General features: G+C 55.5%; 19 protein-coding genes. 9 read left to right on the plus strand and 10 right to left on the minus strand.

Annotation, left to right across the window (positions count from 1 at the left end; genetic code table 11):
* Nucleotides 1–441: 441 nt before the first annotated feature.
* Nucleotides 442–1023, plus strand: coding sequence for an HNH endonuclease family protein (locus tag G516_RS21000; RefSeq protein WP_084644856.1), 582 nt, complete (start codon nt 442–444; stop codon nt 1021–1023).
* Here the strand turns inward: G516_RS21000 and G516_RS0104310 are convergent, their stop codons facing one another.
* The 3 genes from G516_RS0104310 to G516_RS0104320 form a co-directional block, all read right to left on the minus strand.
* Nucleotides 1024–3678 (minus strand): NahK/ErcS family hybrid sensor histidine kinase/response regulator, encoded by a 2655-nt coding sequence (locus tag G516_RS0104310; protein WP_028292621.1) that lies wholly within the window; start codon nt 3676–3678, stop codon nt 1024–1026.
* Nucleotides 3675–4835 carry a nitric oxide-sensing protein NosP gene (gene nosP / locus G516_RS0104315; RefSeq protein ID WP_036534377.1) on the minus strand — a complete coding sequence of 387 codons (1161 nt, stop codon included), beginning with the start codon at nt 4833–4835 and terminating at the stop codon, nt 3675–3677. Before nosP ends, G516_RS0104310 begins: the two co-directional genes overlap by 4 nt.
* Before the next feature lie 652 nt (nt 4836–5487).
* Nucleotides 5488–6594: a porin gene (locus G516_RS0104320; RefSeq protein WP_036534380.1), complete on the minus strand. Its 1107-nt coding sequence runs from the start codon at nt 6592–6594 to the stop codon at nt 5488–5490.
* Between the two features lie 640 nt (nt 6595–7234).
* On the opposite strand from G516_RS0104320, the gene G516_RS0104325 reads away from it, so the two are divergent.
* The 3 genes from G516_RS0104325 to G516_RS0104335 all read left to right on the plus strand — a co-directional run bounded on the left by G516_RS0104325 (nt 7235) and on the right by G516_RS0104335 (nt 12772).
* Nucleotides 7235–9556, plus strand: coding sequence for a 4Fe-4S binding protein (locus tag G516_RS0104325; protein WP_211225058.1), 2322 nt, complete (start codon nt 7235–7237; stop codon nt 9554–9556).
* Between the two features lie 197 nt (nt 9557–9753).
* Complete coding sequence (ercA, locus tag G516_RS0104330; protein ID WP_028292625.1) at nt 9754–10917, plus strand: alcohol dehydrogenase-like regulatory protein ErcA; 1164 nt, start codon at nt 9754–9756, stop codon at nt 10915–10917.
* Nucleotides 10901–12772 (plus strand): ATP-binding response regulator, encoded by a 1872-nt coding sequence (locus tag G516_RS0104335; RefSeq protein WP_051218921.1) that lies wholly within the window; start codon nt 10901–10903, stop codon nt 12770–12772. Before ercA ends, G516_RS0104335 begins: the two co-directional genes overlap by 17 nt.
* Here the strand turns inward: G516_RS0104335 and bioA are convergent.
* Entirely contained in the window at nt 12760–14121 is a 1362-nt protein-coding gene (bioA, locus tag G516_RS0104340) for an adenosylmethionine--8-amino-7-oxononanoate transaminase (RefSeq protein ID WP_051218922.1), read from the minus strand. The two genes, G516_RS0104335 and bioA, sit on opposite strands and share 13 nt — an antisense overlap.
* 275 nt (nt 14122–14396) lie before the next feature.
* Here bioA and bioF point away from each other — a divergent pair, with 275 nt between their 5' ends.
* Genes bioF through bioD form a run of 4 tightly spaced genes read left to right on the plus strand, consistent with a single transcriptional unit; the run spans nt 14397 to nt 18118 of the window.
* On the plus strand, nt 14397–15611 hold the full coding sequence (bioF, locus tag G516_RS0104345) for an 8-amino-7-oxononanoate synthase (RefSeq protein WP_084644880.1): 1215 nt from the start codon (nt 14397–14399) through the stop codon (nt 15609–15611).
* Nucleotides 15608–16444, plus strand: a complete 837-nt coding sequence (locus G516_RS0104350) for an alpha/beta hydrolase family protein (protein ID WP_028292629.1) — start codon at nt 15608–15610, stop codon at nt 16442–16444. The genes bioF and G516_RS0104350 overlap by 4 nt, the downstream gene beginning before the upstream one ends.
* Entirely contained in the window at nt 16437–17351 is a 915-nt protein-coding gene (locus G516_RS0104355; protein WP_028292630.1) for a methyltransferase domain-containing protein, read from the plus strand. The genes G516_RS0104350 and G516_RS0104355 overlap by 8 nt, the downstream gene beginning before the upstream one ends.
* On the plus strand, nt 17348–18118 hold the full coding sequence (bioD, locus tag G516_RS21005) for a dethiobiotin synthase (RefSeq protein ID WP_051218923.1): 771 nt from the start codon (nt 17348–17350) through the stop codon (nt 18116–18118). The genes G516_RS0104355 and bioD overlap by 4 nt, the downstream gene beginning before the upstream one ends.
* Before the next feature lie 70 nt (nt 18119–18188).
* Here the strand turns inward: bioD and G516_RS0104365 are convergent, their stop codons facing one another.
* Both G516_RS0104365 and G516_RS0104370 read right to left on the minus strand, forming a co-directional pair.
* Nucleotides 18189–19427 (minus strand): EF-hand domain-containing protein, encoded by a 1239-nt coding sequence (locus G516_RS0104365; protein ID WP_028292631.1) that lies wholly within the window; start codon nt 19425–19427, stop codon nt 18189–18191.
* Entirely contained in the window at nt 19414–20196 is a 783-nt protein-coding gene (locus G516_RS0104370) for a hypothetical protein (protein WP_028292632.1), read from the minus strand. The genes G516_RS0104365 and G516_RS0104370 overlap by 14 nt, the downstream gene beginning before the upstream one ends.
* 270 nt (nt 20197–20466) lie before the next feature.
* Between G516_RS0104370 and G516_RS0104375 the strand changes: the two genes are divergently transcribed.
* Entirely contained in the window at nt 20467–20925 is a 459-nt protein-coding gene (locus G516_RS0104375; protein ID WP_036534384.1) for a c-type cytochrome, read from the plus strand.
* Nucleotides 20926–20991: 66 nt separating this feature from the next.
* Here G516_RS0104375 and G516_RS0104380 read toward each other — a convergent pair whose 3' ends face one another.
* From G516_RS0104380 to pqqD, 4 genes are all read right to left on the minus strand, one after another.
* Nucleotides 20992–21651, minus strand: coding sequence for a cytochrome b/b6 domain-containing protein (locus G516_RS0104380; protein WP_036534389.1), 660 nt, complete (start codon nt 21649–21651; stop codon nt 20992–20994).
* A 183-nt stretch (nt 21652–21834) separates the two neighbouring features.
* The gene (locus tag G516_RS0104385) at nt 21835–23979 is read right to left on the minus strand and encodes a prolyl oligopeptidase family serine peptidase (protein WP_028292635.1); all 2145 of its coding nucleotides are present in this window, start codon (nt 23977–23979) and stop codon (nt 21835–21837) included.
* A gap of 42 nt (nt 23980–24021) precedes the next feature.
* A complete protein-coding gene (locus tag G516_RS21010; RefSeq protein WP_036534393.1) occupies nt 24022–25305 on the minus strand; it encodes a radical SAM protein in 1284 nt (427 codons plus the stop codon).
* Entirely contained in the window at nt 25277–25558 is a 282-nt protein-coding gene (gene pqqD / locus G516_RS0104395) for a pyrroloquinoline quinone biosynthesis peptide chaperone PqqD (RefSeq protein ID WP_051218924.1), read from the minus strand. The genes G516_RS21010 and pqqD overlap by 29 nt, the downstream gene beginning before the upstream one ends.
* Nucleotides 25559–25609 lie beyond the last annotated feature (51 nt).

The raw sequence follows: 25609 nt of genomic DNA on the forward strand, positions 1-25609 counted from the left end.
GGCCCCTCTGAATAACCCGGTGGCCGCTTGATCGTTTCCAGCTATCTTTTGTCTTTCCTCGAACAACTGCTTACTCTCGCTTGCGCTTCTCTCTAAACGCCTACTTTTAACACCTACCTCTAACACCTATTACTCCAGCCCTCTGGACGCCGGATCATTCTTTTCACCAGTACGCCATCCGTGCGTTAGTCATGTGCCATTGAGCAAAGATGACATTCCTGATTTCTGCTATTGTTGATGGGTAACTCAGGATCAATCCAGCGTTGATCTGCTTCGTCCAGCTATGCAGTAGATGACGGCCAGGTAGCCGTTAAGGAATGACGTATTATCCGTTTATCGATTGTTCGGCAGCACCACGCTAACGCCCTGTTCAGTTTTGTCCTGCTAGCGGCAACGTCCTTCACCCCACTTTCGGCTTTTGCCGAAGATGGGCTGGTTAAAATGTCCAGTTCTGGCACCTGTCATACCAGTGCCAGCCGCTATTACGAGCGAACTCGTAACTTCACCCCTTTCCAATCGCTGGAAGCCTGTCTGGCTGCGGGTGGCAAGCTACCGGCTGGCCAGTCATTGTCTGCAACCAAGCCATCGTCAACGGCGTACTCCCGTGGCCAATTTGGCTCAGGTTGGGATGATGCCGACGGCGACTGTCAGGACTCCCGTCAGGAAGCCCTGATTGCCCAATCCACTGCGCCCGTAAGGTTCAAAGACAACAACCATTGTCGGGTGCTGTCTGGCCGTTGGATTTCGCCCTATTCCGGTCAGGTGATTCATGACCCTTCGGCCATGGATATTGACCACGTGGTGCCATTGAAATGGGCCTGGGAGCACGGTGCATCCAGTTGGCCAAAAGAGAAACGGGTGCGCTTTGCCAACGACCCGCGCAATCTGGTGAGCGTTGAGGCCAGCCTCAATCGCCAGAAAGGCGCCAAAGGGCTGGATGAGTGGCTGCCACCGGCAAACCAGCAGCAATACATTGCACGATTCAAGGCCGTGGCGAAGATGTATGGTTTGCCTGACAGGTGATCAGGCGATGACGTGCTGTTGCAGCATGTGGTGAATCATGGCCTTGAGTTTGGCTGGTCGTACCGGTTTATTCATCAAGCGGTAGCCTTGCTCACGCACCTCCTGCTTCAGGCTGTTGGTGTAGTTGGCAGTAATCATCAGTACCGGTGCATCCAGCCCCAGCTCTGAGCGCATCAGGGCCACGGCATCAATGCCGGTTTCGCCATTATCGAGATGATAGTCGGCCAGAATCAGGTCGATGCCATCCTCCAGTTCTTCCCGGCACAGCAATAGCTCTTCATAGCTTTGCACCGCCAGCACATCAAAGCCCCAGCTGCCAAGCAAGACTTCCATGGCCTGACAGATAGACGCTTCGTTATCCAGCACCAGAGCCCGCCGCCCCAAAAACTGCTGATTACCCGTAATCAGGAAATCTGGTGCAGCCGGACGCCGCACTTGCTGCTTGCGACCATACGGCACCAACACCGAAAAGCAGGAACCGCGGTCCAGCTGCGAGTGCACCTGAATGCGGGTTTTCAGAATGCCGGACATCTTGTCGACAATCGCCAGACCGAGCCCCAGGCCCTTGTCCTTGGCGGTGTCTTTCTGGCTGCCACGATTGAATTCCAGAAAAATCTCTTCGAGCTTGTCTTCGGCAATACCGACACCGGTATCCCACACCTGAATCTCAAGGCCATCCTTGCGGCGACGACAGCCAAGGGTAATCTTGCCGCTGCGGGTGTAGCGCACGGCATTGGTGAGGAAGTTACGCAGAATGCGCGCCAGCAATTGGGAATCCGACATGATCACTGCCGAGGTGGCCAGATACTCGAATTGCAGGCCGGAATCCGCCGCCAGCGTGTGGTACTCGTTGGCCAGATTGCCCAGCAAGTCTCCGGCACTGAACGCCGTGATGTCGGGCTTCACGACCCCGGCATCAAGCTTGGAAATGTCCACCAGCGCCGCCAGCAGGGTTTCAACGTCTTCCAGCGAATAACTGAGGGAATTCACCAACTGGCGGGTGCGGTCGTCGAGCGAGTGCTCCAGCAGTGAGGCACAAAACAGCCGCGCAGCGTTCATCGGCTGCAACAGGTCATGACTGGCTGCCGCCAGGAATTTGGTTTTGCTGTGGTTGGCCTTTTCGGCTTCCAGTTTGGCTTCGCGCAAGCGGTTTTCAATCTGGCTGCGAACATCAATTTCCTGCAACAACTGGTCGTTCAGCTCACGCAGTTCCTTGGTGCGATCTTCAACGCGTTGTTCCAGATGCTGATAGGCCTGCGCCAGTGCTTCCGACGTCCGCCGGATTTCAGTGATGTCCTGAATCAGCACGTACAAGCCTTGCACCGAGCCGTATTCGTCAAACTCCGGCACGTAGTTTTTCACCACATGGCGGAGTTCGCCCGACGCCGATGGGTCGGTAATTTCAAACGTCACACTGCGGCCGCTCAGCGCCCGGTCAATGTAGGGCTGAAGCCGTTTCAGCTGCTCGGGTTGAATGAACTCGTGCAGCTTGCGCCCCAAAATGACCTTACGGTCGTAGCCATACCATTCTTCGTAGGCCCGGTTCGAGAAGGTCATTTTCATGTCCTTGTCGACGTAGCCGATCAGGGCCGGCACCGTATCGGTAATCACTCGAACCCGCTGTTCGCTTTCGGCCAGTGCCTTGACCGCATGGCTGCGTTCAGTGATATCTGTGTAAGTGTTTACAAACTCGCCGCCGGGCATTGGATGGGTTTTGATCTCGAACACCCGTCCGTCGGAAAGCACCTGTTCCCGTTGCAGGGTTTGCCTGCCCCACTCGTCCCGCGACCATGGGTTCAGGTCGCTGACCTCGGTCAGGCTCATGATGTTGCAAAACGTCGCGCCGCTTTCCAGCGCGGTTTGCTCCAGTCCGGTCAGTTCGGCAAAGCGACGGTTCCAGGTTTCCAGTTGGCGGTTTTTGTTGACCAGAACCACCCCTTGCGACAGGTTGTCGAGGGTGTTTTGCAGGGTGCGGGACTTTTTCGCCAACGCCTCTTCACGCAGGGCGCGTTCATTTTCAATCAGGACGCTGATGTCCTTGTACAGCACCACCAAGCCGCCGTCTTTGGTTGGCCGCTCGCTGACGTGCACCCAGGCACCACTGCGCATGTGGAAAATCTTGCCATCACCGGGCAAGGCCCGATACGCCTCGCGCGCCGGGCTGGTGGCGGGATTGCTATTGGAGGGTACGTCGCCGTAGTAACGGTCGATCAAGCGATATTTTTGCGCCAACCGATGAATGCGCTGCTGGTCCATGCCTTGCGAAATGGCAATGCCGGACGATTCCCAGAATTGGTTAAAACGACTGTTGGCCAGCACCAGTTTGCGGTCGGCGTCGTACAGCACAAAGGCATCCGAAATGCTTTCGATAGCCTGGCGCAGCAGGTCGTGGGCATGGGTTGCCGCTTCGTTAGCGGTCACCAGTTCCGAGTTGGTGCTTTTAAGGTTGTGCATCACCTCGTTGAGCGCTTCGGTGCGTTCGCGCACTTGCTCGGCAAGGTAAACGGAGTGCTTGAAATTGTCGTAAGCACCATCGGTGGATTCCGGGCCGGACTCCACGCGTTGCATCAACGCCTGATTGATCTTCTCCAGTCGGGCGTTGCGTTGCTGTAACTCGGCCAGTTGGCGCTTGAGAGCGTCGACCTCGTTTGTCAAAAGCCAGGTCCTCCCAGCGCAACGCCGGTAAAGGTTTGGTTCAGGTGCATGCCGTTGAACTGCTCACCGTAGGTGTTGAAACCAATCACCCGGTGGCGGGCAAAGAGTTCAGACGCCTGATCCTGCAGATTTTTGTGCTCCAGCTCCAGCCGTCTCAATATGCAATCGTAGCCCAAAATCAGCTGTGGCGTGCCAATGCGGCGGGTGATGTCGTGAAATAACCCCTCCAGCTGTTCCAGCATGGCTTCTGGCCGCGAACAGGTGAGGACGATGCCGGTATCCACTGCGCAATAAAACGACAGGCTCATGTCGTCGTTCACCTTCTGGATGGCGCGTGGGTAATAGCGCTCACCAATGCGTACAGACAAGGGATTCAGCGCAAACACTTCTGGCGTCAGAGTATCGACATCGAGATTGAGCATGCGGGCATATTCAATCGCCGCAGGCTCTGCATTCAGCTCCATTACCCGGCGCTCCAACGGGTCGGCATCGGTCACCACCAGCTTGTTGTCGGTGGGCTGCAGGTGATGAATGGTGAAGGCTTCAAAATCGTAGCGGGTGTTGATCATCAGGACGATGGCAGAGTCGGTCAGGAACCGGCCCTGATGATAAACATGGGTACGGGTATGGCGCATGTCGTCAGCGGCGGAGCCACCCAACAGCGGAATACTGCCTAAATGGGCATTCAGCAGTCGCAACAGGCGTTCTTCTTCAACGGAAAGGCCGTCCAACAGAGTCAAGGCAAAGGTGTTGCCTTTAATCGGCGCAACCTGCTGGCTAGCACAGCCGTCCAGCATGTCGTGGATCAGCCCCTGGGCATCGGCAAAGGAAAATTCGCTCAGGTGAGTGACCAACGCCGATTCAACAGCAAACGACGAAGCCGGAAATCCAATCGCGGTGATGCTGCCGCTGCAATAGCCGAACGGGGAAATTTCACCAGCGGTGGTGCACCCTACCACCGGAATATCGGCAAAGGTGTCACGCAGGGCCAGTGCGAGGGCTTCAAAGTCGTATTCGTTGGCGCAAAAAAAGACCACGTGACTGAGCGTCATGCCACTGAGGGCCTGATGCAACTCCCGGGCTGCCTGCCTTGGATCATTGCTGCTGGAGCTGGCGCTCAATACCGACTCATATTGTTGTTTTTCTACTGCGAGCATGGTGTTCTCCCGATCTCACTCCAGGCCACCAATGGCTCTCAGGAGAAATCGTAAGTCTGTAGGGGACATCTATTTAATCCTGCACGGCTCTGCGCGAGTGTTGCCGTTGTTCAGTGTAAGGCGACGAACGTAGCGGAATGACGCGTCCTTTCCAAGTTCGTCAACACCGCATTGGGCAGCGGCAACCCGCGCCCTACGGGGGCTGCCGGATGATCTCGACTCGGTGTCGCCGACTTTTGACTTGACCTGTCAGGCCTGCAAATCGGCTTCGTGATTCGAAACCATCCGGTAGCCCAGAGTGAGCACCGGATTAAATAGATATCCCCTAGCATACTATGGACTTGGCTGAAGCCAGTACATGCTACTTCCGACCTGCTTTGGCCTGCTGGCAGCAGAAAAAGAAAAGGGAACACCTGAGCACCGGTATTCCCTTTTCCTTGCCATTGGTACTGCTCACAGCCTGCGGTCTGTAACAGAGAAACGCGGGCAATACGCCGGAGAGCATATCGACGCATCGCCCTTGTTCCGTGCTGTCTGGCCGAACCCTGCGCCACCAAACGGAGGAGCGACGCAGCGGTTCAGACGTCAGATCACAACAGCCATGACGATCAACCTCAGAAGATCCCTCAGAAGATCCCTTAGAAGGTCTCCCTTAGAAGGTCACCACTGCGCCCAAGGCAACGGTTTTGATCTCGTCGGAGCTGGTTTCTGCCTTGTTGTATTCGGCTACAAGGCTCAAACCACTGTTCACCGCATGGAAGACCGCAACGGTGGTGTTCTTCAGATCCAGCTCGCTACCGCCGTCAGTCGTGCCGCCTTCATTTTCACCGCGGGACAGTACGAAGCGGTTGTCGCCCATGGTGTAGGAAGCCTGCAACAGCTTACCGTCAACTTCGGCGTCATCGCTGGTCAACAGGTTACCCAGACCGGCAGTACCAACGCCTTCAGCCTTGAAGCCGGAAGCGGTCAGAGACAAGCCGGCAACCTTGACGTTAACGCCATAGGAAATACCGCTGGAAGACACTTCGGTGTCGTTCACTTCGTCTTCAGACTTCTGTTTCATGAAGCCACCCCAGGCCATCACATCAACAGAGTCCATGCTGCGGCTGTAGGTTACTTCCGCCTCGATGCGCGGCATGCTTTCTTCAGACGTGCCGGACATTTTGGCCGGGTCCATCAGACCGGCTGCGATCTTCAGGCCGCCCATGTCCGGGCTGCGGTAGGTAATCTGGGAGTTGGGGAACGGATACAGGTAACCGGCACCGATATTACCGAACGACACGTTGTTGCCGTCGTCACCGGTGGTGATGGTCTGGCCGAAGCCCAGCAGGATTTCATCGCCCATGATGTTGGAACGATTGAACAGACCGAAGTCCTTACCCACCAGCACCTGACCAAAATCGCCGTCTACCGTGGCGTAGAACTGACGCACGTCGATCATGGAATCGGTCAGATTGGAGTTGGCGTCGTTGATGGTTACCCAGAAGGAAGAGCGTCCGCCCAGTTTCAGGCCATCGACTTCCTTGCTGAAATTAAAACCAATCACGTTTGGCAAAAAGCCCATCTTGATGCGTGACTGATTGGCATCGCCAACGTTGTCACCATCGGATTTGCTGTTTACGTAAAAGGTGTTGAACAAACCGTCTACGGAGAAGGTGGTCTGGTCCTGATCGTAGAGGGTGATGGCTGCAGAAGCGTGAGAGCTGATTGCTACTGCTGCTGCAAGCGGCAGCAACTTGATGGTCTTATTATTTTTCATTGTCTAGCCCTGATTGTGTTGTTTTTGTTGACAGGGTCAGTTGTTCCGCACTCCGGTCGCGTGCTCGTGCGCTCGGAAAAAGCGGTGGGCTAATGCCCACCGTAAACAGGAACACTCTGAAGCGGTGCAGGACGTTTGCCCTGAACAACCTCTCCACTATCCCGATGTAAAGCGGCCGCCAACATACTCCAACCAATGTGAAAGCTGCGCTCTTTGGTTGCCCACCTTTGGTGCACGGGATTCCTAAGCCAAAAGTCTTCGTCCCTTACTCCTCAGTAGTACAAAAAACCATCGACCTTCTTTATTGGACGACATCGTGACATCTCAGCAACCTGTCGGCCGAGGGGCTGTTCAGCAACTAATCTGAACAACTGAACAACTAACCAGGCTCTTCAAAAACACCCTGAGCCAGAGCCCACAACCAGATCCCCGAACTGGAGCCCGACGGCACAACCGCAGCCGTAACCAGTGCTTTGGTACACCCGCATCAGCGCCAAAGAAGCATTGAGACATGACAAGGCACCGATACGATGAAATACAGATAAATGCCATTGGCCGTAGGCAGCACACTCTCTCAATGTCGGTGTCCGCAAATGCACTGGGTCGCTGGCATCAATAACAACAATAACAAGGTGCACGTATGGACAGACACGGAGCATGGCCCGACATTGGGTCATGTCGACAGCTCGACGTGACGTCAGCCACTCGCCGTTTGATGGGGTTCGCGCGGTCGCTGGCTGCGCGGCTGTATCTGCTGTTATGTGTGATCTGCCTGCCCGCTGCCATGGTCAGTCAGAGTGTCCTGGCTGCCGAAGTAGCCGCCGGATATGAGCAATCTTCTTCAAGCTATTCATACGGCAGCTCTTCAAGCGATGAGCACCCAGGCAACCCGTCAGACAGCAACCTGACCCTGGAAGCCCGCATTCAGCAGCTGTTCCCCAAGGCCACCCGAATTGAGCCCAAGCAGCAGGACTTTCCGGTTTACCCGGTTTACCAGTTAAATGAATTGCTGGGCTACGCCTACGAATCCCGCGACATCAGCGACCTGCCCGGCTTCTCTGGCAAACCCATTGCACTCTTGATTGGCATTTCCGCCACCGGCGAATTTCTTGGCATCCAGATCATCGACCACCACGAACCCGTGTTCCTGCATGGTTTAGGGCCGCAGCCGCTGCTCGACTTCATCAACCAGTACCCCACCCGCTCGCTGACCGACCACATCGTGATTGATTCCGGCAAAGCGGGCAGCGCGCCTACAGAGGGCGTGGTCTACTTTGACGGTGTGTCAAAAGCGACGGTCTCCGTGATCATCATCAACGACGTGGTGCTGTCGTCGGCGCTCAAGGTGGCCCGCCGTAAACTCGAAGGTTTCGCCCAACCACCCGCCGCCCGCGCCATCATGGATCTGTATCAGCCGCTGGACTGGCAAGGCCTGCTCGATAGCGGCTATGTGGGCCATTGGCGGCTGGATATGTCAGCCGCGGAGCAATCTCTGGGGGTATCGCTCAGCAGTTACCCCGGCCTGCCCGAGCCTGAAGAAGACGAAGCCTTCTCGGAGCTCTGGTTCGCCTACATCAATGCGCCTTCAGTTGGTCGCAACCTGCTAGGGGATGACGGCTATCAGGCGCTGATGGCCAGCCTGAAACCCGACCAGCAAGTGATGGCAGTAATGTCCAACGGTCTGTTTACCCACGTACCGGACGACTTCAAACCCGGTTCGGTACCCAGCCGCCTGTCGCTGGAACAAGGTGGTCTGTCGGTCGAAATGCGCGACCTCAATTCCCTTGGCCCGGATATTCAGCTGCAAGCCGATGGCATGCCCGATTTCCTGCAAGCCAACCTGTTTGCGGTGGGCGGCAACGCCGGATTTAACCCCGGTGCGGAATCCAAACTGGTGCTGAACCTGGAGCTGCGCCGTAATCATCTGGTGACCGACCGGGCCGGCTTCATCGCCCCCGTCAGTTTTCCTTCCGAGCTGTTTGAGCTGGTCGAAGTCGATGACCCATTTGCCAACCGTGAGCCCTTGTGGGTTGGCCTCTGGAAAGACCGCTGGCTGTCGATTGTGATTCTGACCGTCGCGCTGACCCTGCTCACCGCGTTGTTTATCTGGCAGCGCCAACTCACCCGCTATCCCAAAGCGCTGCACCGTTTCCGCTGGGGATTTTTGGTGTTTACCGTGTTCTGGCTGGGTTTCTATGCCCAGGGCCAGCTGTCGGTGGTGAACATCTACACCTTGCTACTGAATCTGGTGGACGGTTTTGACCTCGGTATTTTCCTGCTCGACCCGGTGATTTTTATCCTTTGGAGCTTCACCTTTGTCAGTCTGTTTATCTGGGGACGCGGCCTGTTTTGCGGCTGGCTGTGCCCGTTCGGGGCGTTGCAGGAAATGGCCTCCTGGCTGGGCAAAAAGCTGGGATTCAAGCAGTACAGGGTCCCCGATGCCCTGCATCGCAAACTGATTCTTCTGAAGTATCCGATTCTGGTCGGGTTGGTCGGCACAGCGTTTTATTCACTGACGCTGGCAGAGCAGTTGGCCGAGGTCGAGCCATTCAAGACCAGCATTACACTCTACTTCTGGCGCTACTGGCCGTTTGTGCTGTACGCCGTGGGCCTGCTCGTTGCCGGCATGTTTATCCATAAATTCTATTGCCGCTACCTCTGTCCACTGGGTGCCGGATTGGCAATTCTGGGCAAACTGCGGTTGTTCAGCTGGCTCGACCGGGTCGATATGTGCGGCACCCCATGCCAGCGGTGCGGAACCAAGTGTGAAATAAAGGCGATCAAAAAGTCGGGTGAGATCGACTACGACGAATGCATCCAGTGCCTGGAGTGCGTCGTTATCCTGCGTGATCCGCAACAATGCGTCAGCAGCCTGACCGAGCAAAAACGGGCTCGCAAACAGGCTGCCAAACTTAAGGCCGACAGCCAATTACTGGCGACGGATGCCACCGCAGGACAGTAGTGAGCCCTTTGCGGGCTACTATTTGCTGGCTAATAAAGAGGACTATGAACCCGACAAATCACGGGGTATAAGTCTGCTTATAACAACAACACAATAAACAGGTGGTGCATCCGCCCACTGCCGCGGCTTTTGTAGCCAGGGGCAGTCGATACACAGGATGCACCTGATAGAAGCAACAGGACGATCGAAGAGCTGCCATGCCCAACAGTATTTCCAACCTCCGTAAATTCGTCGCTCCGGAAATCATCTTCGGGGTGGGCGCTCGCAAAACCGTTGGCAACTTCGCCCGCAACTTCGGTGGCCAACGGGTACTGATTGTTACCGACCCGGGTGTTATCAAAACCGGCTGGGTCGAAGACGTGAAACGCAGCCTCGAAGAAACCGGGCTGGAATACCGCATCTTCTCCAACGTCAGCCCTAACCCGCGTGCCGAAGAAGTGATGCAAGGAGCGGCGCTGTATCACGAAGAAGGCTGCAACCTGATCGTCGCGGTGGGCGGCGGTAGCCCGATGGACTGCGCCAAGGGCATTGGTATTGTGTCGGCCAACAACCAGCACATTCTGATGTTTGAGGGCGTCGACCGCATTCACTCGCCGATTCCGCCGCTGGTGTTTATTCCCACCACCGCGGGCACCTCGGCCGACGTGTCGCAGTTTGCCATTATTTCGGATCAGGACACCCGCATGAAGGTGTCGATCGTCAGCAAGGCCGTGGTACCCGACGTAACCCTGATCGACCCGGAAACCACCCTGACCATGGACCCCTTCCTGACCGCCTGTACCGGCATTGATGCCATGGTGCACGCCGTCGAAGCCTTTGTGTCGACGGCCTCCGGGCCATTAACCGATATGCACGCACTGGAAGCCATCAAGCTGGTGTCGGAGAACCTGCCGAAACTGGTACAAAACCCGTCCGACGTGGCCCTGCGCGAACAATTGATGCTGGCGTCTCTGAAGGCCGGATTAGCGTTCTCCAATGCCATTCTGGGCGCTGTACATGCCATGTCGCACAGCCTCGGTGGCTTCCTCGATCTGCCTCATGGCTTGTGTAACTCGATCCTTGTCGAACGGGTGATCGACTACAATTTCAACGCTTCACCGGATCGTTTTCGAGTGATTGCCGACACACTCGGCATTGAAACCAAAAACCTCTCGACACCCCAGCTGCAAAAAGCACTGGTTAGCCACGTCAGTGAGTTGAAACAGCGAGTTGGCCTGACCCAAACGCTGGGCGAAGCAGGCGTCGTTAAAGCCGATATCCCTGAGCTGTCGGGCAACGCCCTGACCGACCCCTGCATTTTGACCAATCCCCGTAAATCGAATAAACGCGACGTTGAGGTTGTCTATGAAGAAGCCCTTTGATCCGGGCTCTGGATGGCCAACCGATGTTTCCAGCCAGTTGCCGGAACGTCGCCGCAGACAGCAAACCAACTACGAATACCCGGAAGCCAGCCATCAGACCACGCCGCAGGAAGACGACAACAGTCTGGTGGCCGGGCTGATTGGTTTGGGGGCCTTTTCGGCCCGCAAAAGTTACTACCCGGAACTGCTGGAAAAAATTGAGGAGCTGGAATCCGAAAAGGAACGCTACCAATGGCTGTTTGAAAACGCCCTGCATGGCATTTTTCAGGCGACTGCCGATGGCGGCATTCACAACGCCAACCCGGCCATTGCGCATATGTGTGGCTACGGCAATTCGGTCGATTTTCTGAAGGCCATCAACACCATTCGTAACGACCTGTTTGCCGACCCGGACGACCTCGACCGGCTAATGGAAGACCTGCTGGACCACGCCACCATCCGCTCGTTTGAAACCCGCTTCAAGCGCCGTACCTCGGAAGAGCCGGTGCCGGTTTCCATCAACGTGTTGTTGAAAGACCGCGAACGCGGACTGGTGGAAGTGTTTGTGCACGACATTACCGAACGCAAACGGGCGCAAGCCGCGATGTCGCGCATCAATAACGAACTGGAACAACGGGTGGCCGAACGCACCCGCGAATTGCAAGACGCCAAGCAAGAAGCCGAACACGCCAACCGCAGCAAGGACAAGTACCTGGCCGCCGCCAGTCACGACCTGTTGCAGCCGCTGAATGCCGCCCGCTTGCTGGTGGCTACCTTGCAGGAGCGCCAGCTGCCTGCCGACAACAACGTACTGGTAGAACGCATTCATACCGCCTTGAGCGGTGCGGAAGAACTGCTGGGCGACCTGCTGGATATCTCCCGCCTCGACGCCAACGCCGTCACGCCGTGGCAAGACGACTTCCCGGTTTCCGAGCTGCTGAAGTCGTTGTACAGCGACTTCCAACCCGTCGCCGATCAGGCCGGTCTGGCGCTGAAAATGGTCAACTGCCAGCGTCGCATTCGCAGCGACTCCCGCTTACTGATGCGGATTTTGCGTAACTTCGTCAGCAACGCCATCCGCTACACCGCCGAAGGCCGGGTGGTGATTGGCTGCCGTCGCAAGGGGGACGAGCTGGAAATCATGGTGGCCGACTCAGGCCCTGGCATTGCCGAACACCTGAAAGACGAAATTTTCCGCGAGTTTCGCCAACTGGATAACGCCAACCCCGGCCGCAGCAAAGGTGTCGGCCTTGGCCTGGCAATTGTTGAACGCATCAGCCGCATGCTGGGCCATCAGGTGTATGTGGATTCCCGTGTTGGTGTTGGCAGTCGCTTTTCCATCCGGGTGCCGCTGTTACCGCTGACGCCAGAAGAAATTGCTCTGAAAGCACAAGGACAATCCGTCAACGGCAAACCAGGCGGCGCTGCCAATGGTGTAATAAATGGTGCTATTGAAGCCCAGCTGCTGCCTGTCTCCGAGTCCAACCAACCCCGCTTTGACCGAACCCGAGTGCTGGTGATCGACAACGAAGAAAGCATCCGGGTCAGCATGAAAGCCTTGCTGCAAACCTGGGGCTGTCAGGTGATTACCGCCAGCAATGGCGAGGTGGCCCGCGATGCCTGGACATCGTTCAAACCAGACATAGTAATGGCAGACTACCATCTGGACCTGGGAGAAACCGGCACCGGCGTCATACGCGAGATGCACCAGCAAGACGAAGCGGCGCAAGACACGCCCGTCGTGGTGATTACCGCCGACCGCACCGACCCGATTCGACAGGAGATCAAACAGCTGGGGGCCTCGCGGCTGAATAAACCGGTCAAGCCCGCCAAGCTGAGGGTATTGATGTCTTACTTACTGGCTCAGGAAGACTGAGCCAGGTACTGCTTCACGGCGGTGACCATGCCGCCAGTCAACAAGGCCAGATCCGCATCGTTCATCACAAACGGTGGCATCACATACACGTTGTCGGCAAACGGACGTACCCAAATCCCTTGCGCTACGCACAATGGCTGCAACTCGGCCAGCGTAGCAGGCTGATCCAGCTGCACTACGCCAATGGCACCTAACACCCGTACGTCCTTGACGCCGGCTTGGCCTTGCAATGGTGCAAGCCCCTCAATCAGTCCCTGTTCAATGCGGCTGACCTTGCTGTGCCAGTCGGATTGCAACAACACATCAATGCTTTCTACCGCCACTCGACACGCCAGCGGGTTGCCCATAAAAGTTGGGCCATGCATAAAGCAGCCGGCCTCGCCACGGCTGATGGTCTCTGCCACATCAGTGGTTGCCAGCGTTGCGGCCAGTGTCATGTAGCCACCGGTGATGGCCTTGCCAAGGCATAGAATATCCGGGCTGATGCCAGCGTGCTCACAGGCAAACAGCTTGCCGGTACGGCCAAAGCCGGTCGCAATTTCATCGGCAATCAGCAGCACATCAAATTCGTCGCACAAGGCACGAGCGGCTTTTAGATAGTCCGGATGGTAAAAACGCATACCACCGGCACCCTGCACGATCGGCTCAAGAATCAGTGCCGCCAGCTCCTTGTGGTACTGCTGCAACTGGTTGCGCAAATCGGCAATGTCGGCGGCCAGCTGGTCAGCGTCAAACGCTACGTCTTGTCGAGGAAACGGCGTTTGTGGCACGGCTGCGAAGTGCTGCTTTGGCAACATACCAGCGAACAGGTGGTGCATGCCACGCTGCGGATCACACACCGACATGGCCCCCATAGTGTCGCCATGATAACCGCGCTCCAGTGCCAATAAGCGAAACTTCTCCGGCTTGCCACGGGCCTGCTGGTACTGCACCGCCATCTTGATAGCAACCTCAACCGACACCGAACCGGAATCAGCCAAAAATACCTTGTCGAGACCAGCCGGAGTCAGCGCCACCAGCCGCTTGGCCAATTCCACCGCTGGCTCATGGGTCAGACCACCAAACATCACATGGGACATATCGTCGAGCTGTTCGCGGGCGGCCTGATTCAACCGCGGATGGTTGTAGCCGTGCACCGCACACCACCAGGACGCCATGCCGTCAATCAGCTCGCGGCCATCCTTCATATGCAGTCGTACGCCCTTGGCTGAAACAACTTCCCATACCGGAGCCGGATCGGTCATGGAGCTGTAGGGATGCCAGATGTGTTGGCGGTCGAACGCCAGCGTATCCATATTGGCCAACTCGGCTGGCACAGCCGCAGAAGAAGAAAAGGAGGTTTTGGTCATCGGGCGAGCACCATCAAACTGAACATTCGTGAAAGCATGTGTGAAAGTATCTGTGAAAACACAGGTAAAACGGTAAAACCTGAAAGAACGATACCGCAATCCGGAATTTAACCCCATCACAGCGACACGAACCGCTGCTGCATCAGTGTGTTGCGTGCGCCTGGCGGCTACCAAAGTGGCATCCATCAGCACCAGTAAACCTCAGCCCATCGACAGCATTGACCTGTTCAAAACAGGCTTTAGTGTCGATGCTGATCAAAACCAGCAGGTTCACCATGCCATCACATTCAGACACACCGGCCGCTAACGCGCCGATCTGGCAACAGCGGGTTGCCAAGGCCAACCAGCAACGCCATGCGGCGTCGCAGTGGCGCAGCCGTCGAACCCTGTCTTCCGCACAAGCCGTAGAAGTCCGTCTGGGTGAGGGCAACGAACAACAGACCCTGCTGAACTTCTGCAGCAACGACTACCTTGGGCTGGCCAATCAGGCCGGTGAAGACCTTGCCAGCGCCGCCCGTGAATGGGGACTTGGCAGTGGCGCATCACACCTGGTGTGCGGCCATTCCAGCGTTCACGACGAACTGGAACGCGCCCTGGCGCGGTATACCGGTTACCCCAAAGCCTTGCTGTTTTCGACCGGTTTTATGGCCAATTTGGGCTGTATCAACGCCCTTGCCCAACGCGGCGACCTGGTGGTGCAAGACAAGCTCAACCACGCCTCCCTGATTGACGGCGCCCTGCTCAGCCGGGCCGATTTCCAGCGCTACCGCCATTTGGACTACCCGCAGCTGCAACGTCGTTTGCAAAAGCGCGACGCCGATATGGCGCTGGTGGTGTCTGACAGCATTTTCAGCATGGACGGTGATCTCGCCGATGTCGCCCAACTGGCGAACCTGTGCGAGCAACAAAACGCCATGTTGATGATCGACGACGCTCACGGCTTGGGTATTCTGGGCGAACAAGGCCGTGGCGTTCGCAATCACTTTGGGCTAACCAGCCAGCAGTTGCCGTTGTATATTGGCACACTGGGCAAAGCGCTGGGCGGCTTTGGTGCCTTTGCCGCCGCCGACGAAGCCACCATCGATTATCTGGTGCAGTTTGCGCGTCCTTATATCTACACCACTGCCCTGCCACCGGCCGTAGCCGCCGCCATGCTGGCCAATCTGGAACGGATGCACGACGACCGCTTGCGCCAGCAACTGCAAGCCGCCATTGGCTATTTCCGCCAGCAGGCCAAGGCGCTGGGGCTACAGCTGATGCCGTCTGACTCGCCGATTCAGCCGTTGATGGTAGGGGCTGAAGACGATGCACTGGCGATCAGCAAAGCGCTGGAGCAGGACAATATCTGGGTCACTGCCATACGACCGCCTACGGTGCCCGAAGGCAGCAGCCGTTTACGTATTACCCTGACCGCCGCCCACACACAGCAACATCTGGATCGACTGCTGCAAGCGCTCGACCGTCATGTACCCGAGGAGCAACGCGCGTGACCCCTGGCATCTGGAACATTCTGAAGCAAGACCCGGAATCCGACCTGTTCTGGTATTGGCTGCCGGGCTGGAGCTTCACGCCAGCCGTGTATGCCGAATTGGCCAAACAGCTGCCCGGCACCCATCTTGGGCTGGACTATCCGACGCTCTACAACGGCCTGTACAACCCGATGAAGGCCGATGAAACCGCGCCGCAGTTCAGCGATGCCGTCGATAAAATCATCAGTCAAACCGCCCGCCCCGGCCATTGGGTCGGCTGGTCGCTGGGCGGTGCGCTGGCTCGCGCAGTGTGTTCCCGTTTGCAAAACCAGAGCGCAAACCCAAGCCAGAACCAAAGCCAAAGTCAGACAGCCAAGGCTCAGCCACTGAGCCTGACCACCATGGCCACCGGCAATACCTTCTTGCAATACAACGTCGACGAGCCGGGCATGGCGGCCGATGTGTTTTTCAACTTTTGCCGTAGCTTCGACAAAATGCCCGCCAAAACCCTCAAGCGTTTTTTGGCACTTTGCTGCCAGGGGGCAACCGCCAACGGCGAGAACATCCAGCGCGAGCTGGCAACCGGTTTGTTGCGTTATCAAATTGCTGGCGACGCAGACCGCGAAGCCATGTTGTCGACCAGTCTGCAATGGCTGACCCAGTACAAACTGAACAGCCAATACCCGCTGACGGAAGGTTTCCGCTCTACTGCCATCTACGCCAGTGACGATGCACTCAAGCCCGGCGGACTGAAGGCTACCGACGTGATATCCGCAGGCCACAGCCATGCTCTGATTGCCGAAGCCGACGCCAAACAAGTCATCTTGCAGCAACTGGGCACCTTGCATGGCTGACACACAGCTGCAAACCGCCACCACGCCGCTGCGCGACAAGCAACAGGTAGGCCGCCAGTTCAGCCGCGCCGCCAGCAGCTATGATGGCGCTGCCAGCATCCAACAACAGGCGCTTGATCAGTTGATGCTGCGTTTGGCGCCACACATTGAACAGCCTGCACCACAAGCGCTGTGGCTCGACATTGGCTGCGGCACCGGCAATGCGTTTGAACCGCTCACTAAGCTGGGGGTAAACCAGCTGCACGGATTTGATCTGGCCGACGGCATGCTCGAAGTCGCGCACCGCAAAGCCGACCATTTACGTCAGCAGCACCTGCAAAGCCAGCCAAACCTGCAACAAAACGCCGCACTGAATATCGAGCTGACCCAGGCTGATGCCGATCACCTGCCACTGGCCGATCAGCAAGCAGCTGGCATGATTTCCAGCCTGATGCTGCAATGGTCCGAGCACACCGAGCGCACCCTGCGTGAATGGCACCGGGTTGCCAAGCCAGGAGCGCTGTTGGCAGTTGCCACCCTGCTACCGGGCACCCATGCCGAGATTCACCAAACCTGGCAACACATCGACAGCTACCGCCACGTAAACCGGTTTGATTCCGAGTCAGACATCAAACAGGCGTTAGCCGAAAGCCAATGGCAACTGCTGGAATGGCATACAGAGCTATTGCAGGAACATCACAACAGCGTGCCCGAGTTATTACGCTGCCTGAAAGCCATTGGTGCCACCAACGTCAACAGCGGCCGACGCCCCGGTTTGAACGGTCGTCAGATACTGCGCCTGTTTGAACAGCACTACCCCAGAACATCAGAAGGCCCGTTACAAGGGCAATGCCCGCTGAGCTATCAGGTGTGCTGGTTTATTGCTCGCAAGCCGGATTCATCTGTTCAGGAGACAGAGACACCATGACCAAACGCTTCTTTGTAACCGGCACCGACACCGATGCAGGAAAAACCCTGGTATCAGCCGCCATTCTGGCAGCTGCCAAAAACGCCGGACTGACGGCTTTTGGCCTGAAACCGGTCGCCGCCGGCTGCGATACCATCGATGGCCAATTGAAAAACTCCGACGCGCTGTTGCACCAAAGCTTCAGCCAGCCATCCCACGATTACGAGGTGCACAACCCGATTGCGCTGCAAGCCGCGATTGCTCCGCACATTGCTGCCCGTCAGGAAGGCAAACCACTGACTCTGAGTGGCTTGCTGGAAGCCTGTAACAACAGCCTGTCGCAGAGCGACGCCGACGTTCAACTGGTGGAAGGTGCAGGTGGCTGGCTGGTGCCCATCAACAATGAGCACACCCTCGCCGACCTGGCTCTGCAACTGAACACAAGCGAAGGCGCGCCGCAGCTGGAAGTGATTCTGGTGGTGGGATTGCGACTGGGCTGTATCAACCATGCCATGTTGTCGCTTCAGGTGATTCAGGCATCCGGCCTGAAAGTAGCTGGCTGGGTGGCGAATAGCCTGAGCCCGGCCATGGAAGTGGAAAACGCCAACATGGATTACCTGCTGCAAGCCTTTGCCAAAGCCGACGTGCCATGCCTTGGCCATGTGCCCTACTTCAGCAATCTGGAAACCGAACTGGCGGAAACGCCACTGGACGTAAAATCCAAAGCCGCCGAGCAGGCCGCGGAATACATCAATTTGTTTTCCCATTGGGGCCCAGGTTCAGCCTGAGCCTGCTGAAACCATCACCCGATTGAGGGTGATGGCTTCGAGAGTGGGCTCCGAATTATTCAGAGGGTCCTTAGTTGTAATAGTAACTATCTGCGTAGACTTCAGAGATGCGATCCATTGCTTCAGGGCTAAAGTACAGATTGAGGTCGTCGAAGAAACTGCTGCGGGACTGATTAACGGCGTTCAGATACTCTTGTTTGATGCGTTCTATTTCTTTCAGAACACCCGACATTCTCCCTTCAAGGATATGCGTTCTTTCAAGCGCTTTTTCGATGCAGCCCATCCCACCGGAACACCGTTGATATAAGCCGGATTGAAGTAAGTAATATGTACTCTTTTCTACAAGCTCCAATTCCTGTCGACTTATTACCAAATCCCGATTGCTATCCAGGGTTTCAAATAAGGCATCGTACTTCCCATTCATCATACTGATTTCAGGGTACGCCACGTCACCATCGTCGTTCATGTCGAATGAATAAACAGAATTCATAAACCCAGCGTTATCGGATGGCAACGACGAGTCAACAACATGGTCAAAGTAATCAATCAGTTTAGACCGTTCCTTTCCTGCTATGACCCCGTCACCATTTTCGTCAAAGCTCGAAAACCGGGATCGAATTCGTGCCCGACTGCGATCTCCCGGCCCTTGGTAGTACTGATAGGAAGAATTCAAAATCACCCCCAAGCTATCGTCAAATCCGTCATATTCCTCAACAGACAACACACTTTTTAGATGATCTAAAACGGCGGCGTTTCTGAGAGCCATAAAATATGACTCTTTACCAAGATGTGAGCTAGTGATGTCACCCAGCTCCTCAAGTTCGCCCCTTAACTTCCAAGAAAGACCTGTAAGATTCTTAAAATACCGATCAACCTGGCCCTCTTCGAGCAAAAATCGCCTGTAGACAGAAAACGCCTCCGCATGCCTCAGCTCATTGAAGTCCAGCCTTTGATCTTGATCCTTGTCCCAGCGCAGGAAATCGAGGCCAGGCGCCTCACTTTCAGATAGAGACATATCTCCATTTCTATCGTGCTTTTCCAGCCAATAGCTAATCGTCGAGCCCGGGGATGTTTTGCGACCTGAAGACCTCTTGGGAAACGATACAAACTTGCAAGAAGCCAACTCATCCACAAATGCCATATATTCGGATTCGCTCACGGAATCCGAAAAATAAAAACCTGCCTTATATTCGCAGCACATCGCAAACCCTGAAATCAACACAAAAAAAGCACTCAGGATACCTTTTAAAACACTATTTAAATAACCGTAAGCCACAGTCAAATCCTTCTTTAAATCAACCCCTGACATTACTTTCCGCTATTTTTTTAAGTAGCGTCCGCTTCCATTCACGTAAAACCTTGGGGTCCGCACTGCCATACTTGGCTACTCGCTTCTGGATGTACTTTGCATCGATCACAGGGTCGCCTAAAAAGCTGGCCACTTCCAAAAGACAGAAATACCTGATCAGGACTTCTGCTTTATCGACTTCGTTATACCTATCAGCTTCAAGCCCGGATTCATACAAGGCCGCTAGCATAGACATGGCAAACGTACTGCCCAAATAAGCAGCAGATGTATATGCATAAATAGTCTTGGATAAATCCCCAGCCTCAAGGTACTTTTTTGCCAGAGCCTGATATTTATCGATAGAGTCATCGTCGATGGCCTCTAACGTCTCGATGTCGTAATAGGCATAGTCCGAATATCTATCCGGCCGACCATATCCAAGCCTGTGACGTTTTTTAGCCATTTCAGCAACGGGGTCGAATGGTACAGCCTCAGTTTCATAATCAGATTGTTGCTGTTCATGTGTTGCACCGGGAATCTTTCGCTCTGATTCAAGAGAGGCTACCGAGATTTCACCAGCTGCATTGCTGAACTCAACATCAGGGTGACTGTGGTCTACCCCCGCAGCGTCAGCACGATTCTCTTTGAACGGTCCACTACCTGGATGCAATTCAGCTGTCTTCGCTGATGTATCGGTATCAACATAACGTTCTTCCTCGGAGAAAACGGAAGAAACAACCACATAGCTGGAAGCCGCGACAAGACAAACGACCAGTAACACCTTTTTCACGATGAACTCCTCATGGCGCAATTTCCCTATTGGCCGGGCGAAGTTACATCACCATGCAGTTATCAGCAATAAAACCCACAAGAAAATGGGAATCAATTTTATTTAAGGTAAAAATAACCTCCATAAAAATGTCTGTTAATCGATACTCCGGATCACACTTCCCTTTGCAGTAAATCACTGTTATTGGTGGTCTATAAATTAGCTCGCTCCGGATGACATGTGCGAGCAACCACCGTGACCGACCAACTTGATGAATTGAAAGGGAATCCCATGAACTTGAACCTGAAAACCGTAGCGGCTGCTTCCGCACTGACGTTGGCGACCATCGCCCCGGCACAGGCATTCGACGATGCTGACGACGCCATTGAATTTCGCCAGTCCGTGTTTCATCTGGTCGCCGCACACACCGGCGCTCTGGGTGACATGATCAAAGGCAAAACGGACTATGACGCAGGCGAAGCCACCTACCGTGCCGAAAGCATGGCCGCGCTGGCAAAAATGGGTCTGGAAGGCTTTGAATACCCGGGCTCTGATAAAGGCGAGACCAAAGCCAAGCCAGCAGTGTGGTCTGATATGGATGGCTTCAAAGCCAAAATGGCCAAGTTTGAAAGCGATACCGCGGCACTGGCGTCAGCCGCTCAATCAGGAGATCAGGGCGCTGTTAAAGCCGCTTTCGTAACCGCCGCGAAAAACTGCAAAGCCTGCCACAGCGATTACAAGAACCGCTAATTGGTAGTCAGGCGCATAAACGAAAAACGGGAGCCATTGGCTCCCGTTTTGGTTTTATAGCAGCAATCAAAAGCCGCTGCTCATCCCAACAATCCAGTACCAGAAGCCCGCCCAGATCACCAGAAAGATGCCCCAGGCAATCAAGCCGTTTTTAAGCACCGGTGCCGCAACAGTGCCTTCGGCGATGTCTTTGCGTTTGCCACTGACCATGGCTTCCGGCAGTCGCTCGCCTTTAATGCGGTAGATAATCACTGCCAGAATATGAATTGCAGCCAAGGCAATAATGCCGTTAAACACCAGATGGTGCAGCTGCGAAAACAGGGTTGCTGTTTCGTCCGATACGTATTGCACCAGCGGACCTTCGGTGAAGATTTCATCGGTGGTCATCAAGCCGCTGATCCACTGCAAACCAATCACTGCCAGCAAGGCCAGTACCATCAGCGCACCCGCTGGGTTGTGGGTGGTATGGGGCTGTGACGGTTTGCCCGACAGTACGGTACGAAAATAGTCGATAACCGCTCCCGGGCCTTTGACAAAGCTGCAAAAGCGCGCGTTTTCCGAGCCAATAAAGCCCCAGATAATGCGCGTTACCCAAAGCGCCGCCAGACAGGCTGCGGCACTCATGTGCCATTCCATTTCCGCGTTTTCAGCGGTCCACCAAAGACCCACCAGCAACGCCAATTGCAGCCAGTGGTAACCTCGAACAAATCCGTCCCAGACTTTCATGATCTCTCCTCTCGCCTTCCTTTGTGGAGGCCCTGTTTATTCAAACGTATCACGGTAATTATGTGTTTTTGTGGTGCGTACAGACTCGCCAACCAGACGTTCGCCGACGCGTATTACTGAAAAATCCTGACGCACAAAAAACTAAGACGCTGCGCTCAGTGTCAGGTTCCAAAGCGCGAACCGTCAGCTGGCTTGGTAAAACGCGAGTTCTTTTATCAGCACGTCGATGCGGTGTTCTGCCTTTCTGAAACCGTGACCTTCCCCTTCAAACAACACGTATTCGGAGCGAATACCCCGCTGTTGCAAGGCGTCGTATATCGCTCGGGTTTGCTCTGGCGGAACCACCTTATCAATGGCGCCTTGAAAGAAAATGACCGGCAACTGGAAAGTATCCAGGTTGTGAATGGCGGAGCGGTCCAGATACCGCTGACGGTCTTGCTCAGCGTCGCCGATCAGCCAGTTGAGGTATTGGGATTCAAACTTGTGGGTGAATTGGTCCAGCAACAACAAATCGCTGATGCCATAGTGGCTGGCGCCACCGGCAATGCCGTGAGCTTGAGCATCCGGATGCGACAGCACCTGCAACACGGTATAGCCGCCGGCACTACCACCCCGAACAAACAACTGGCCGGCTTTTGCCAGCCCTTGCTGAATGACGTAGTCGCAAGCAACAAAGACATCCTCCACGTCGCTAATGCCCCAGCTGCCTTGCAGGGCGCTACGGTATGCCTTGCCCAGATTGCTACTGCCGCGATAATTCAGCACCAGCACATGGTAACCCTGCTCGCACCAGAACTGCCGCTGGGCATCAAAACTGCTGTCGGCAAAGGCCGTCGGCCCACCGTGCAACTGAATGATCAGCCCGTTGACGGAATGGTCGCTGTACTCTGAGAGAGGCTGGGAGCCGGTTTGTGATTGGGGTTGAGAATGAGCTTTATAAAGCCACGCCTGCAAATGCTGAATTTGCCTTGAACCCCCAGTCTGAGAACCCTGCGCCTCTGAGGCAGACTGACCACACGGGATTTGAAGAGCTTCAGGCGCAGCCGGCTGCTCGTCAGCGTCGGGCTTTGGCCAGGGGGCAATGGTGCTGCAAACCGCAACCTTTGGGTCGTCGTTCTGCTCGTCAGAGCCTGAAGCGGACCCCACAGAAGTGCCCGCCGCTTCAGCGTCATTCAGCGACCAGCTGACGATGGCCGCGCTGCGATCCTGACATTCCTGAATGGCGTAACCCATTTGGGTATCGTGATTAAACGTAATGCCATGCAAGCGTGCCGCTGGCTGAGGCAGCGGCAAACGCGTAACACCTGACTGAGCGCCCACAAACAGCTCAGACTGACCGCTTTTCGGATTCAACCCGGTCGCCAGCCAACGACTACCCAAGCAGCCATTACCTAACGAGCCAGTAGCATCCAGGCTAGCCCAATGTCGGCCACCCAGTTGCCACGGCGCCGCTGCAAACTCGCTGGTAGACGGATACAACGCCACCAGCTCGTTTGCTAACTCTTCAACAGATAAGGGCGCCGGAGAGGAAGTCCTGTATAGATAACGGTATAAATTCCAGTAGCCGGTATGATCCGACACAAACAGCAGATTGCCGCTGGCATCAAACCCCGGCTGAACACAGGATATGGCTTGCTCATCCGCATTAAACTGCCAGATGACGTCTGCCCCACCCTGTGCGTTGACTTGCGCAAGAGACACCGTGGTCGACAGCCATGGCTGATGTGGGTGATTCCAGCTGATCCAGCTCAGCTGCTGCTGGTTATTGATCAGAGGACCGGCAACCGGGCCAGCATAGAAGTCAGCGCCTTCTGCAAGCACTGTTCTCTGTGAGGCACTGCTGAGCTCTATGGCGATAGCAACCAGCCGATTCACTGGCTCTCGAACACCCGAAGGATTGCTGGCTAACGCCTGCGCGGTATGGTCTTCTTCCACCGCCAGCAGCCGCTGATTGACAGGATCGAAGGTCAGGTCGGCATAGCGATAGTCGGTGCGTTGCCAGACCTGTTCAGATTTGGCACTGGCATCATCCAGAGCCAGCCAGTAAATGCCTTGGTCAGCTTCGTTAACGTAGGCCAGACCGTTTTCCCATAAACACCAGCTACCGCCACCGTATTCGTGAACACGGCTGCGGGCGCTGATATCGGCAAGGGGGTAATGAAAGTCGTTGATGTCTTTCACCGACGCCAGGCACAGTCGATTTTTCGCCAAGGCCGGGTCGAACTCCAGCCAGCCTATCCATTGGCCGGCGGTTCGCAGTTCTGCCCATTGCTTGCCTTGCTGAACCGCACGCTCAGCACATTCGGCGATTTGGCGAATATCGGTCATGGTCTATCTTCCGTTTCTGTTGAGCTGTTAATTTATCAGCTCTTAGCCACGGAAAATCAGGTTTTGTTCAACCAGTTCAATGGCCTGTTGTTGGTTGTGGGTATTGCGCGCCAGCTTTGGTGAATGCCCGGCAGCACCGGCGGCGATGGCTTCGGCTTCTTCACGGGCAGTGGTAATTTTGCCGTGATGTTCCGATTTGCTGCACACAGGGTCTGCGGCGGCAGCATCGCCTGTAAGTTTGAAGGCCTGACAACGGCAGCCACCGAAGTCCTTTTCCTTTTCATCGCAGGAACGACAAGGCTCTTTCATCCACTCGTAACCACGGAAGTGGTTAAAGCCGGTGGATCGATACCAGATGTCTTCCAACGACTCGTCACGCACATTGGGGAAGTCGATCGGCAGTTCACGGGCGCTGTGGCAAGGCAACGCGGTGCCATCCGGAGCAATGGTCAGGAAGATGTTGCCCCAGCCGTTCATGCAGGCTTTTGGGCGTTCTTCGTAGTAATCCGGCGTGACGAAAATCAGCTTGGGCGGCTTGCTGGCTTTTTTACCAGCGGATTGGCCAGCTCCGTTACCACAAGAACCACCACTACCATTAGTAGCAGCTTCGTGTTCAGCTTCCAGACGGGTGCGATACTCGTTGGTAATGCGCTCGGCTTTTTCCAGCTGCGCCTTGGTTGGCAACAAATGCTCGCGGTTGATAAACGCCCAGCCGTAATACTGGGCGATGGCCAGTTCGACAAAGTCCGCTTGTAGCTCAATCGAGAGCTCAATGATTTTGTCGATCTCTTCGATGTTGTCGCGGTGAATCACGAAGTTAAGCACCATGGGGTAACCCTGGGCTTTGACTTCTTTCGCCATGGCAATCTTTTGCTGGAACGCTTTCTGGCTGCCCGCCAGCTGGTTGTTCAGCTCTTCCGAGCTGGCCTGAAAGCTGACCTGAATATGATCCAGTCCGGCTTCCTTGAAATCGGCGACACGACGATCGTCCATGCCAAGGCCCGAGGTAATCAGGTTGGTGTAGTACCCCATCGCCCGGGCTTCACGAATCAGGGTCGTCAGGTCGCGGCGCACCAATGGCTCACCACCGGAAAAGCCCAGCTGGGTAGCGCCCATTTTGCGACCTTGTTTGAACACCTCAATCCATTCTTCAGTGGTCAGTTCGCGGCCGCTGCCCTTCAGGTCCAGCGGGTTGGAACAGTAGGTACACTGCAACGGGCACTTGTAGGTTAACTCCGCCAACAGCCAGAACGGACGCCCGGCGTTGTGCGGATTTTGTGGGTTCAGCATCGGCGAATCAGCTGAATTCGATCCAGTCGTGCTCATGGGCCACTCCGATAAATTCAATAATATCGGCGCTCAGATCACCGGCTTCCGGGAATTTGCTTTCCAGAACCGCGATGATGTCGGCGACGGTACGCTGGCCGTCGACCTGCGCCATGATTTCACCGGCACTGCCGTTCAGTTGCACCATACCTTCCGGGTACAACAGCACCCAGGATTCCTGGCTGTCTTCCCACTGCATGCGATAGATGCTGTTGAGGGTTGGAATCTGGCTGGTTTGAATGGCGTTGCTCATTGGTTTCTTTTCCATCGTGCGTTTGGGTGAAATCTGCCTGATCAGTACCGC

Source organism: Oceanobacter kriegii DSM 6294 (assembly GCF_000422845.1).
In the GTDB taxonomy this organism is placed as follows: Bacteria; Pseudomonadota; Gammaproteobacteria; order Pseudomonadales; family Oceanobacteraceae; genus Oceanobacter; species Oceanobacter kriegii.